The sequence below is a fragment of the Cognatiyoonia koreensis genome, from assembly GCF_900109295.1.
In the GTDB taxonomy this organism is placed as follows: domain Bacteria; phylum Pseudomonadota; class Alphaproteobacteria; order Rhodobacterales; family Rhodobacteraceae; genus Cognatiyoonia; species Cognatiyoonia koreensis.
Genome location: NZ_FOIZ01000002.1, coordinates 1,033,937 through 1,046,112 on the forward strand (window position 1 = coordinate 1,033,937; position 12,176 = coordinate 1,046,112).

Annotated in this window: 13 protein-coding genes; 9 read left to right on the top strand and 4 right to left on the bottom strand. The window is 58.5% G+C overall.

The window, feature by feature from the left end; genetic code table 11:
* The first annotated feature begins 4 nt into the window (after nt 1-4).
* From BMY44_RS16595 to BMY44_RS16610, 4 genes are read left to right on the top strand one after another with little or no spacing between them, the layout of a single operon-like run.
* Nucleotides 5-1,081, top strand: coding sequence for an ABC transporter ATP-binding protein (locus BMY44_RS16595; RefSeq protein ID WP_089997002.1), 1,077 nt, complete (start codon nt 5-7; stop codon nt 1,079-1,081).
* A complete protein-coding gene (locus BMY44_RS16600; protein ID WP_089997003.1) occupies nt 1,078-3,450 on the top strand; it encodes a beta-mannosidase in 2,373 nt (790 codons plus the stop codon). The genes BMY44_RS16595 and BMY44_RS16600 overlap by 4 nt, the downstream gene beginning before the upstream one ends.
* The gene (locus BMY44_RS16605; RefSeq protein ID WP_089997004.1) at nt 3,447-4,187 is read left to right on the top strand and encodes a sugar phosphate isomerase/epimerase family protein; all 741 of its coding nucleotides are present in this window, start codon (nt 3,447-3,449) and stop codon (nt 4,185-4,187) included. The genes BMY44_RS16600 and BMY44_RS16605 overlap by 4 nt, the downstream gene beginning before the upstream one ends.
* An 11-nt stretch (nt 4,188-4,198) precedes the next feature.
* Complete coding sequence (locus BMY44_RS16610) at nt 4,199-5,320, top strand: Gfo/Idh/MocA family protein (RefSeq protein WP_089997005.1); 1,122 nt, start codon at nt 4,199-4,201, stop codon at nt 5,318-5,320.
* On the opposite strand, the gene BMY44_RS16615 is transcribed toward BMY44_RS16610, so the two are convergent.
* The 3 genes from BMY44_RS16615 to BMY44_RS16625 all read right to left on the bottom strand — a co-directional run bounded on the left by BMY44_RS16615 (nt 5,317) and on the right by BMY44_RS16625 (nt 7,689).
* The gene (locus BMY44_RS16615) at nt 5,317-5,805 is read right to left on the bottom strand and encodes a ClbS/DfsB family four-helix bundle protein (RefSeq protein WP_089997006.1); all 489 of its coding nucleotides are present in this window, start codon (nt 5,803-5,805) and stop codon (nt 5,317-5,319) included. The genes BMY44_RS16610 and BMY44_RS16615 overlap by 4 nt on opposite strands.
* A gap of 70 nt (nt 5,806-5,875) precedes the next feature.
* Nucleotides 5,876-7,057, bottom strand: coding sequence for a dual-specificity RNA methyltransferase RlmN (gene rlmN, locus BMY44_RS16620; RefSeq protein ID WP_089997007.1), 1,182 nt, complete (start codon nt 7,055-7,057; stop codon nt 5,876-5,878).
* 98 nt (nt 7,058-7,155) lie between these two features.
* Nucleotides 7,156-7,689, bottom strand: coding sequence for an invasion associated locus B family protein (locus BMY44_RS16625; protein WP_423219757.1), 534 nt, complete (start codon nt 7,687-7,689; stop codon nt 7,156-7,158).
* Between the two features lie 188 nt (nt 7,690-7,877).
* On the opposite strand from BMY44_RS16625, the gene BMY44_RS16630 reads away from it, so the two are divergent.
* Together BMY44_RS16630 and BMY44_RS16635 are read left to right on the top strand one after the other, a co-directional pair.
* Nucleotides 7,878-8,873 carry an asparaginase gene (locus BMY44_RS16630; protein WP_089997008.1) on the top strand — a complete coding sequence of 332 codons (996 nt, stop codon included), beginning with the start codon at nt 7,878-7,880 and terminating at the stop codon, nt 8,871-8,873.
* Between the two features lie 9 nt (nt 8,874-8,882).
* Nucleotides 8,883-9,671: an exodeoxyribonuclease III gene (locus BMY44_RS16635; protein WP_089997009.1), complete on the top strand. Its 789-nt coding sequence runs from the start codon at nt 8,883-8,885 to the stop codon at nt 9,669-9,671.
* 49 nt (nt 9,672-9,720) lie between these two features.
* On the opposite strand, the gene BMY44_RS16640 is transcribed toward BMY44_RS16635, so the two are convergent.
* On the bottom strand, nt 9,721-10,344 hold the full coding sequence (locus BMY44_RS16640; RefSeq protein ID WP_089997010.1) for a GDSL-type esterase/lipase family protein: 624 nt from the start codon (nt 10,342-10,344) through the stop codon (nt 9,721-9,723).
* 75 nt (nt 10,345-10,419) lie between these two features.
* Between BMY44_RS16640 and BMY44_RS16645 the strand changes: the two genes are divergently transcribed.
* From BMY44_RS16645 to BMY44_RS16655, 3 genes are read left to right on the top strand one after another with little or no spacing between them, the layout of a single operon-like run.
* Nucleotides 10,420-11,331 carry a thioredoxin family protein gene (locus BMY44_RS16645; RefSeq protein ID WP_089997011.1) on the top strand — a complete coding sequence of 304 codons (912 nt, stop codon included), beginning with the start codon at nt 10,420-10,422 and terminating at the stop codon, nt 11,329-11,331.
* Nucleotides 11,332-11,357: 26 nt separating this feature from the next.
* A complete protein-coding gene (locus BMY44_RS16650) occupies nt 11,358-11,999 on the top strand; it encodes an LON peptidase substrate-binding domain-containing protein (RefSeq protein WP_089997012.1) in 642 nt (213 codons plus the stop codon).
* The gene (locus tag BMY44_RS16655) at nt 11,996-12,175 is read left to right on the top strand and encodes a Trm112 family protein (protein WP_089997013.1); all 180 of its coding nucleotides are present in this window, start codon (nt 11,996-11,998) and stop codon (nt 12,173-12,175) included. The genes BMY44_RS16650 and BMY44_RS16655 overlap by 4 nt, the downstream gene beginning before the upstream one ends.
* Nucleotide 12,176 lies beyond the last annotated feature (1 nt).

Here is a 12,176-nt window from a genome sequence, read left to right on the forward strand (position 1 = left end):
GAACATGACAAACTCAGTAGAAATCAGAAATCTCGACCTTAGCTTTGGCGCGGTCGAAGTCCTGCGAAACCTCAACCTCGACATTCAGGATGGCGAATTCATCGTGCTGCTGGGCTCGTCCGGTTGCGGGAAATCAACGCTGCTGAACTGTATCGCCGGATTGCTCGAAGTCACAGCAGGCCAGATTTTCATCAAAGGGCAAAACGTGACTTGGGCCGAACCCAGCGAACGGGGCATCGGCATGGTGTTCCAATCCTACGCGCTTTACCCGCAGATGACCGTGCGCGGTAACCTGTCGTTTGGCCTGAAGAACGCGAAAATCCCGAAACCCGAAATCGAAAAACGCGTGGCACGCGCTGCCGAAATCCTGCAAATTGAACCGCTACTAAATCGCAAGCCAGGCGCGCTTTCGGGCGGGCAGCGCCAGCGGGTCGCAATCGGACGTGCGCTTGTGCGCGATGTCGATGTGTTCCTCTTCGACGAACCGCTCTCCAACCTCGATGCAAAGCTGCGTGTCGATCTGCGGGTCGAACTCAAGCGGCTGCACAACCAACTGCAAAACACGATGATCTACGTCACGCACGATCAGGTCGAGGCAATGACACTTGCCGACCGCATTGCTGTGATGAAGGGCGGCAATATCATGCAACTTGGCACGCCGGACGAAATCTATAACCAACCGCGCAATCTCTATGTCGCCGACTTCATAGGCTCGCCGTCGATGAATTTCATCTCCGGCAATCTCGAAAGCGGCGTGTTCAAATCTGGCGATCTGGCCATGCCGATGACCGGCTACGATTTCATGAGCCAACCCGTCGACCGACCCGTCGTAATCGGCATCCGTCCCGAACATGTGGTGACAGGTGAACTGGTCGCGAATGCGCCGCTGCAATTCGAAGCCAACATCGACCTTGTCGAACCCATGGGGTCAGACACGCTGGTCTATGCGCAGTTGGGACCTGAAAACTTCCGCATCCGCATGGATGGGCAAGCCAAGGTGAAGGCTGGCGAAACGATCGCAATCGGCATCGACCCGTCACGCGCATCCTTGTTCGACACGAAATCAGAGGCGCGTTTGTGACCCAGATCGACCTGACTGGCGCATGGTCTCTGGCCGATAGCGCCGGTGATTACGCCTGCACGCTCGATCTACCCGGTGACGGGATCAGTGCGCTGCATGATGCGGGGCTGATCCCCGATCCCTACTTCGGACGCAACGAATATGATCTGCGCTGGATCTGTGAACGGGATTGGGTGGCGACACGCCAATTCAATCTGACCGATCCGCATGTCGATCTCGTGCTTTCACGCATGGATACGGTCGTCACCGTGCGTGTAAATGACACCGTCGTGCTTAAGGCCGACAATGCCTTTCGCGACTACAGGGTGTCCTTGGGCGATGTGGCGTTCGCGGGTCAGAACACGATCAGCCTCACGTTTCACAGCCCTGTCGTCGCTGGCAAGGCCCTTTTTGATGCGCATGACTTCGACATTCCGTGGTCGCGCAACTGCCCGATCCCGTACGGCAATTTCCTGCGCAAACCCGCCTGCGATTTTGGCTGGGACTGGAACATCGCGCTCGCCCCTTTCGGCGTCTATGGCGCAATCACGGTCATGCCGTCGGATGCGCCGCGGATTGACCGGCTGGCGATCCATCAGGATCACAGCGACGGGGTGGTTGTTCATGTCAGTGCATATGTCAGCAATCACACGAACGCGGTCACGCTGACCTTCGACGGTCAGAATTTCAGTGCACGCCCGGTGCACGGGGTGTGCACGTTCCGTGCCACCGTCAAAAACCCGAAACTCTGGTGGCCGGCAGGGCAGGGTGACCAGCCACTTTACGACCTGGAAGTGACCGCTGGACCGGCCAAAACGACCCGCCGCATCGGGCTGCGCAAGATGGAACTTGTCACCGCAAAAGACGAGGCGGGCCTCTCCTTTGTCGTGCGGGTCAACGGTCGGGATGTGTTCTGCAAAGGGGCGAACTGGATTCCCGCCGACGCGCTGCCGGGCCGAATTTCTATTGCGAAAACAACGGACTTGCTGCAATCGGCTGTTGACGCAAACATGAACATGATCCGCATCTGGGGCGGTGGCAGATACGAACCGACGTCGTTTTATGACACCTGCGACGAACTTGGTTTGCTGGTCTGGCAGGATTTCATGTTTGCCTGCAATCTCTATCCGTCCGACCGAAGCTTCATCGCGAATGTCAGGACAGAGGTGCAGGACAACGTCGCCCGTATGCACCACCACGCCTGCATCGCACTCTGGTGCGGCGACAACGAACTCGTCGGTGCACTCGACTGGTACGACGTCAGCAAACTGGACCGCGACCGGTATCTTGTGAATTACGATCGCCTGAACCGGGCGATCGAAGATGTGCTATTGGAAACAGACCCTTACGCGATCTGGTGGCCGTCGTCGCCGACCAAGGGTCCGCTGAATTTCGGTGATAGCTGGCACGATGACGGATCGGGCGATATGCACTTCTGGTCGGTCTGGCATGAAGGGCGCGACTTTGATCACTACCGCGATGTCGCTCCGCGCTTCTGTTCGGAATTCGGGTTTCAAAGCTATCCCACCATGAACGCGATCCGCAACTTTACAGCGCCCGAAGACCGCAACATCGCGGCACCCGTTCTGGAAAGCCACCAAAAGAACGACGGTGGCAATGCCCGCATTGCCGAGACGATGTTCCGCTATTTCCGCTGGCCTGAAGCCTTTGATGATTTCGTCTATCTGAGCCAGGTCCAGCAGGCGCTCGCGATCAAGACCGCGGTCACCCATTGGCGGTCATTGAAACCGCATTGCATGGGCACGCTGATCTGGCAGCTGAACGACACCTGGCCAGTCTGTTCCTGGGCGTCGCTGGACTATGGCGGGGACTGGAAGCTGATGCACCATGCGGCCAGGGATTTCTTTGCGCCCGTGATCTGCACTGCTGTCCCCAACTGCAGCACGACAACGATCCGCGCGATCAACGATATGGCCATGCCCGCCGAGGTCGAAGTGACCTTGCGTGCCGTCACGCCAGATGGTGCTACGCGCGAACTGGGGCAGGTAACTGCTGCGGTTGGCGCGGAAGCCGTCGATATCTTCCATGTCGAAGATCTTGGCCCGCAGGAAATGCTGCTGATCGACTGGCAAAGCGCGGACGGGCATGGGCGTGAAGTCCACGCGCCGCAGCCTTACAAATCCTACGATTTGATGCCCGCCGGGCTGTCGCTTGAAATCGATGGCGCAGAGATCACAATTGCGGCCAAAGGGCTTGGTCTGTTCGTCTTCATTGAAGCGGATATTCCCGGACGCTTCAGCGCCAACAACTTTGACCTGCTACCCGGTGAAAGCCGCAGCCTGCGTTTTGACGCCAGCGACCCGACCCGGTCAGCGAACTTCACGCTGCGCGATCTGCACAGCGCCACTTATGGAAAGACGACAACATGACCCAAGTGTCCTATCAACTTTACTGTTCCCGCAACTTTCCGCCGCTGACTGATACCTGCAAGATGCTGGCAGAGACCGGCTATCGCGAGGTCGAAGGTTACGGTGGCTTGCTTGATGATCTTGATGGCCTGAAGGCTGCACTGGATCAAAACGGCTTGCGCATGACGTCCTGCCATGTCGGGTTGGATATGATCGAAAGCAATCCGCAGATGCTGCTGGACCTTGCAGGGTCCGTCGGCCTGGAGAAAGTGTTCGTTCCCTATCTGGCGGCAGAGGACAGGCCCGTTGATTCCGAGGGCTGGCGCGCCTACGCGACCCGTGTAGTTGCCGCCGGCAAACCCCTGCGGGATGCGAGCCTTGGCTTTGGCTGGCACAACCACGATTTCGAATTCATTAAGACAGGGCAGGGCGACAGACCCGAAGACCTGCTTGCAGAGGCCGGACTTGCGCTTGAACTTGACCTTGGCTGGGTCGCCCGTGCGGGGCTTGATCCGGTCGATATGATCAAAAACTACGGTGACAAGATTATCGCCGCCCATATCAAGGACCTCGCCCCCGCTGGCGAAAATGCCGACGAAGACGGCTGGGCCGATGTTGGCCACGGCGTCCAGAATTGGGGCGCGATCCACGCCGCGTTGCAAGACGTCGGCTGCACACATTACGTCGTCGAACACGATAACCCGAAAGATCACGCAAGATTTGCCGCCCGCAGTCTTGCAACCGTTCAGTCATTCTAAGGACAGCAATCATGACACAGATGCGCGTTGGCATTATCGGATGCGGAAATATTTCGTCAGCCTATCTGCGGCTGGGGCCCCTTTTCAAAGCACTTGATATGCGGGCCGTCGCAGACATCAACATGGACGCGGCCAAGGCGCGCGCGTCCGAATTCGGCGTGCGCGCGGACACGGTCGAGGATCTGCTGACCGCCGATGATATCGACGTGATCGTCAACCTGACGATCCCTGCCGTGCACTACGAGGTAACCAAACGTATCCTTGAGTCCGGCAAGCACGCCTACACCGAAAAGCCCATTGTTCTGACGCTCGCCGAAGGGGAAGACCTGCGCCGTATTGCAACGGAAAAAGGGCTGCGCGTGGGATCTGCACCCGATACGTTCTTGGGCGGTGTGCATCAGCAGGCCCGCGCCATGCTGGACGAAGGCAAGATAGGAAGAGTGATTGGCGGCACCTGTCACGTCATGGGGCACGGCATGGAAGCATGGCACCCGAACCCTGACTTCTTCTATCAGCCGGGTGCCGGTCCGATCCTGGATATCGGTCCCTACTACGTTACAAATCTGATCCAGTTGCTTGGGCCGGTCAAATCGGTAGTTTCCCTTGCCACCACCACTTTTGCCGAGCGAACCATCGGGAATGGTGACCGGTTTGGTGAAAAGGTGCCCGTGGACACGCCGACGAACATTCACGCGCTGCTGGAGTTCGTGAACGGGGCGACAATCACGTTGGGCGCAAGCTGGGATGTCTGGGTACACAAGCACGGACACATGGAGCTTTATGGCGAAGACGGCACGCTGTTCGTGCCAGACCCCAATTTTTTTGGCGGCGCACTGGAAATCGGTGACAAGGACAAAGTGATCAGCGATGTGGCGGGATGGGACCATCCGTTTGGCCGCGTTAATGATGACGAGGGGCGCGCGAATTACCGCTGCGCCGGGCTGGCGGATATGGCGACAGCCATCGCCGAAAACCGTCCGCATCGCTGCAACATCGACCTTGCCGTGCATGCGGTCGATGTGATGACGAGCATCCTGAAGGCCGGAGAAGAGCGCCGCTTTGTCGAGATGGCCACGACCTGCGAACGACCTGCTGCCTTGTCGCCCGCAGAGGCGGGCGCGTTACTACGCTAGACTGACTTCAGTGCCTTGCGGATGAATTTTGCAGCGGAGCGAAAGTGGCTGGGGCCCGTGGCCTCGGCCCAGCGGCCCGTTGTCCATTTGCCGTTTCCGCCCACCATCGGTTCGCTGTAAAGCGCCTTGTCATCCAGCCCATCGACAAACGACATGAAATCCGCGTAGGCGTCCGACAACAGCTTGCGCGCATCGTCCCAGTTGAGATCAGCCTGCATTTCCCGCAGCTTTGCGTTGAATTCGTTCAACTGGTTCCACTTGTAGCCCTTGGCGGGAATATGGACCGGTCGGCCTGCAACGCCATCGTGATACCACCCGAGGAACAACGTGATCCAATAGGCGCGATGCCCGATCACGTCCTTGATCGATACGCCGTCGACTTTCACCGTCGCCCTGTCAGGCGGCACGCTGTCGATCAGCTTTGAAAGCTTGGTGTATTCCTTCTGGGAAATTTCCAGAAGCTCGGCCTTGGATGTCGCTGGCATTCTTTCCCTCACTTTCCGTGAGAAAAGCATAGGAAATAACGGCAGCGCCTACCTTGATCGGTGTCAATCGCTAGCCGGGAATGCCTGTTTCTTCAGCGATCTGCTTGCGCGATTTACGCGCGCGTTCTGTCGCCGATTTCAGCTGTCCGCAAGCGGCCATGATATCTTCACCCCGCGGGGTCCGGATTGGCGACGCATAGCCCGCCTTGTAGATGATATCGGCAAACTTGCGGATGCGGTTGTTGGACGACCGCGTGTAGGGCGCACCGGGCCATTCATTGAACGGGATCAGGTTGATCTTGGCAGGGATGCCGTCGATCAGTTTGATAAGGCGGCGGGCGTCTTCGTCGCTGTCGTTCACGCCGTCCAGCATCACGTATTCGAACGTGATCCGTTCGGAATTGCTGACTTTCGGGTATTCGCGCAACGCATCAAGCAACGCGTCGATGTTCCACCGCTTGTTGATGGGAACCAGAACGTCGCGCACCGCGTCCGTGGTTGCGTGAAAGGACACGGCCAGTTGGCAGCCGATTTCCTTGGCGGTGCGGGCAATTTCGGGCACAACGCCGGACGTCGAAAGCGTGATGCGACGGCGCGATAGCGAAATGCCCTGATCGTCCATCGCGATCTTCATTGCGTCGCGCACATTTTCAAAGTTGTAAAGCGGTTCGCCCATCCCCATCAGCACGATGTTGGAAAGCAGGCGGGTTTCATCCTTGGGCGCGCCTTGCACCGGCCATTCGCCCAGATCGTCACGCGCAATCATGATCTGCCCGACGATTTCGGCAGGTGTGAGGTTGCGCACCAGCTTTTGCGTGCCAGTGTGACAGAAGGTGCAGGTGAGCGTGCAACCGACCTGCGAGGAAATGCAAAGCGTGCCGCGATCGGTTTCGGGGATATAGACCACCTCGACCTCGTGCCCGCCGGCGATGCGTACCAGATATTTGCGGGTGCCGTCATCGCTGACCTGCTTGGTCACGACTTCGGGCAAGGAGATATCGAAGGTTTCCGCCAGCATTGCGCGATAGGGTTTGGCAAGATTGGTCATCGCCTCAAAATCGCGCACGCCCCAATAGTAAATCCATTGCCAAATCTGGCCGACCCGCATCTTGGCCTGCTTTTCGGGCGTGCCTGCCGCGATTAGCGCATCGCGCATCTGCGTGCGGGTCATGCCGATCAGATTCGGACGCGCCGGAACATCCTTGCGCGGAATCGTCAGCATATCTTGGGTAATCGGGGCTTTGGCATCCATCACATGGGACCTTTCAACAGGAATTGCGCCCCATATAAGCCAAAAGGCGCGGTTTCCAATGGAAAACCGCGCCTGTCGTCAAATTCAATTGTGCTGGATCAGCCGGCGCAGCGCTTTGCAGCTTCTTCTACCGCAGCGCTGAAACCCAGTAGCGAGAAGCTGTCAGTCGTCACGTTGCCGCGACCAGACCGCCCTACGAGGACCGCGTTCGCGCCGCGTTTCATGGCTGCCACGATGCGGGCATCGTCTTCGGGTGTTGCAGGCCACGCCCATTCACCATCTGTGAACAGCTGGAACGTCGTGCCGCTGATATCCATCGACACGGTAGAGCCACCTGCAAAGGGATACCCGCCGGTAAAAGCTACCTGACCCTGCACAGATGCGCCGGGACGATAGAAGACGAACAGCAGGATTTCACCACGACGGCCTTGCGTCGGGTTGCCGCTGCTGTCGCGCAGTGATGATTCCTTTGGTTTGGAAACGCCCCAGCATTCCTGCGGATTGTCTTCGACAAACACGCTCCAGTCGGTGTTCGCCAATACACGATTGTCGCTGGTTTCCTGCGCGAAAGCAGGCAGAGCCAGTGCGAGTGCGGTAACAACACCCAACGTGCGCGACATCATTTTTTTCATATTTACAGCCTCCAAGCTGTCCTTGCCTCTGTGGTCCTGACCATCGGTCCGTCTCATGCGTACCTTTTCGACTGGTCGGTCCTGTTTCAACGCGATAGCCATAGACCTAGCAAAAAACTGCCAAGCGGGGGAACCCCTGAAATTGCGGTGTATTATCGCGCTCTGGCAGCACACGAAAGGAAATCATCATGTCCGCACCGGTTGATCTGGTCGAAGTCTGGCGTGGCGATATGCGAGAGTCCATTCATCAGGGCCATGCCGTGATCTGCGATGCGGGGGGTGACATCGTGCAGGCATGGGGCGACCCGGCTGCGATGATCTATCCGCGCTCGTCCTGCAAGATGATCCAGGCCCTCCCGCTGATCGAAAGCGGCGCGGCCGCAGCCTTTGGCCTGACGCCTGCGCAATTGGCTTTGGCGTGTGCATCACACCGAGGGGCCGTGATCCACACCGCGCCGGTAAATGCATGGCTGGATGACCTTGGTTTGAATGATGACGACTTTTGCTGCGGGCCGCAGGAACCGCGCGATGTGGCAGATCGCAACGCATTGATCCGGGCAGGGAAAGCCCCGTGCCGCGTGCATAACAACTGTTCCGGAAAACACGCCGGTTTTCTGACGCTTACAAAACATCTGGGTGCCGGTCCCGAATACGTGGACATCGCCCATCCCGTGCAGATGGCTTGCAAGGCTGCGTTCGAGGAGACAACACAGGAAGACAGCCCGTGTTATGGCATTGACGGCTGTTCCGCCCCAAATCACGCCAGCACAGTGCATGGTTTGGCCCGTGCCATGGCCTTTTTCGCCGCTGCCGGCGGGCGCAGCGATGTGCGATCAAAGGCGGCTGCCAGCCTTGTGCAAGCGATGGTCACCTTTCCCGAACTCATCGCCGGAGAGACCGGCGCTTGCACCGAACTGATGCGTGCAATGGGCGGGAAGGTCGCAATCAAGACGGGCGCAGAGGGTGTTTTTGTCGCCATTATCCCGGAAAAGAAGCTGGGCATTGCCCTGAAAATTGCGGATGGCGCGACCCGCGCAAGTGAATGCGCGATTGCTGCCATTCTGGTCAAACTGGGCGTGCTGGATGTGAACCACCCGGCGGCCAAGGCACGGATGCTGGCCCCCGTCGCAAACTGGGACGGGCTTGTCACTGGGCGCATTCGCCCCACTGCCGCACTGACATAAGGAAATCGGATGCCATTCACACTTGCCACTTGGAACATCAACTCTGTCCGCTTGCGTGAAAACATCGTCGCGCAGCTGTTGCGCGATGAAATGCCGGATGTGCTGTGCTTGCAGGAATGCAAAAGCCCGGTCGAGAAAATCCCGACCGAGCAGTTTCGCGCGTTGGGTTACAATCACATGGTTGCAAGGGGTCAGAAGGGGTATAATGGTGTCGCGATCCTGTCCAAGATCCCGATGGTAGAAGCGGGGGCAGTAGACTATGCCGCCCTTGGTCACGCACGTCACGTCGCCGGCAAGCTGGAAAACGGTGTGACGATCCACAACTTCTATGTGCCCGCGGGCGGCGACGTGCCAGACCGCGAGGTGAACGAGAAGTTCGGCCAGAAGCTCGATTACCTGATGGAAATGCGTGATGCATTTCATGGTGACATGCCGCAGAAATCCATCCTTGTGGGCGATCTGAATATCGCCCCGCGCGAAGATGATGTCTGGGACCACAAGAAGCTGTTGAAAGTCGTCAGCCATACCCCTGTCGAGGTCGAAGCGCTGGGCGAAACGCAGGATGCAGGCGGTTGGATCGATGTGACCCGTGCTGATATTCCCGATGGCAGGCTTTATAGCTGGTGGTCATACCGCGCGAAGGACTGGGATGCCGCCGACAAGGGCCGCAGACTGGATCATATCTGGGCCACGCCGGATATCGCGAATGCCGCCCATGGAAGCCGCATCCTGCGCGCGGCACGCGGATGGGAGCAACCCTCCGATCATGCGCCGGTGTTTGCGACATTTGATATTTAGGATGCCTCCGGCGGAAGTTTGATTGGACAAAGAAAGACGACCGCGTGGCCTATTGCAGGGCCGCTGCGATCGCTTTGCCAAGGGTGTCATGCGCGTCTGCATCGAAATGCGTGCCATCTTTGGGATGGACGGCGATATGTGCACCCGCATCGATGAACCCGGCCCCCCATTGCGCGGCAAGTTCCTGCAGACGTGGCAGGAGTGCACGTGATTTCGCGGCACCTCCGAACAGTTCGGGCACGAAAGCGCCGGCTTCTTCGATCGGTGGCGGGCAGACAAGTGTGATTGCGAAACCGTCATGGCGCGCCTGCGTTTCGGCGTCGTTCGCCATGCGCAGCAGTCCTGCGATCCCGGCGGCGATTGCGTCAGCCGTCTTGCCATATTTCGCCTGCAGGTCATTGGTACCAAGCATGATGATCAGCCGGTCGATTGGGCCGTGCGCGTTCAGTGATATACGCAGTCCGAGGTGCCCATCCCTGTGAAGATCTGGATCGCTCGCCGTGATCTGACAGGCTGTGCGTCCGGGCAGCCCGTCTTCAATCAGTGTGCATCCGAGGATATCTGCCATAACCACAGGCCACCGTCGCGCAAGCCGGGGGTGGTGGTCGTGCGAGTCCATGGGGGGTGTGCCATGCGTGTTGCTGTCACCGAAGGCCAGAATGGTTTGTTTCATTTGGGAAGGCTAACCCCCTTGGCCTTTGGCACACAAGCGCACATATAGGTGCCAACACCAGATACGGAGACGACCATGATCGAACTTGGCGGCACACCGGCCCCGGCGGCGGGCGATAACATCATCGACGGCAGCGATGCCACTTTTATGCAGGACGTGATCGAGGCATCCCAGGCGGTGCCTGTGATCGTCGATTTCTGGGCCCCGTGGTGCGGCCCTTGCAAGACGCTTGGTCCTGCTATCGAAGCGGCCGTCACGAAGGCGGGCGGTCGTGTGAAGCTGGTCAAGATCGATGTGGACGCCAACCCCGGCTATGCGGGACAACTGCGCGTGCAATCCATTCCAACGGTTTACGCCTTTCACAATGGCCAGCCTGTTGACGCGTTTCAGGGCGCATTGCCGCCATCCGAGATTGATGCGTTCGTCGAAAAGGTTGCCGCTTTGGGCGGTGAGCCGGACAACGGGTTGCAGGACGCTGTCGACGCCGCGCAGACAATGCTGGATGAGGGTGCCGCCGCCGATGCAGCAGAAACCTTTGCCGCGATCCTGCAGGAAGACCCCAACCATGCGGTTGCCTATGCCGGGCTTGTGCAATCCTACCTTGCTTTGAACGACATAGATCAGGCCGAGGCGATCCTGAACGGCGCGCCTGCGGAAATTTCGACCCACCCGGCGTTGGAGGCCGTTCATGCCCAGATTGCGCTGGCGCGTGAGGCGGCGAACGCCGGGCCGCTGGATGAGTTGAGTGCAGCGGTCGCAGCTGACCCGACCGATCATCAGGCGCGTTTTGATCTTGCTATTGCGCAACATGCGGCGGGTCAGACCGAAGCGGCCATCGACTCCTTGCTGGAGCTGTTCCGCCGTGATCGGGAATGGAATGAAGAGGCGGCCAAGACCCAGCTTTTCAAGATTTTCGATGCGCTTGATGCCAAGGATCCGCTTGCGTTGAACGGCCGGCGAAAATTGTCTTCACTGATATTTGCCTGATGCCCCTGCCGCACTAGATCAACCTCATGATAGTCGCCAGCGAGCTGCCAGACACGATCCCGGTTTTTCCGCTTCCCGGCGCGCTTTTGCTGCCGCGTGCCCGGTTGCCGCTCCATCTATTCGAACCGCGTTATCTGGCGATGTGCGACGACATGCTGAAGACTTCGACGCGGCTTGTCGGCATGGTTCAGCCTTACGACGCCCCCGACAAGGACGGTAAGCTGCACACCATCGGTTGCGCAGGCAAGTTGACCGCCTTTTCGGAAACCGAAGACGGGCGGTATATGGTGACCCTGTCCGGTATTTCCCGCTTTCGGATCGTGGAAGAAGTCGAAGGCTTCACGCCTTATCGGCGCTGCAAGGTCGATTGGAGCGGATTTGACCGTGATCTTGGACCCGCGGAAAAGGACGACACCTTTAATCGCGACGAATTCATGCAGACGCTTGGCCGATTTTTCGACGATCAGGGCTTGCGCACTGATTGGGAATCGCTGGGTGACGCAGAAGATGAACTGCTGATCAATTCGCTGTCCATGCTGTGCCCGTTCGAACCCGAAGACAGACAGGCCTTGCTAGAAGCTCCGTCGTTGACGACCCGACGCGAGACACTTGTCACGTTGATCGAGTTTGCTTTGCGCGGCGGCAACAGTGAAGAGATGATGCAATGAGCACTATTTCGTTCGATCCCAAGATGCTTGAGGCGCTTGTCTGCCCTGAAACCCACACGACCTTGTCCTATGATGCCGACAAGCAGGAACTGGTGTCCAAGCGTGCGAACCTTGCCTTTCCGATCCGTGACGGTATCCCTGTGATGCTGGTTGATGAAGCTCGCAGGCTGGACTAGT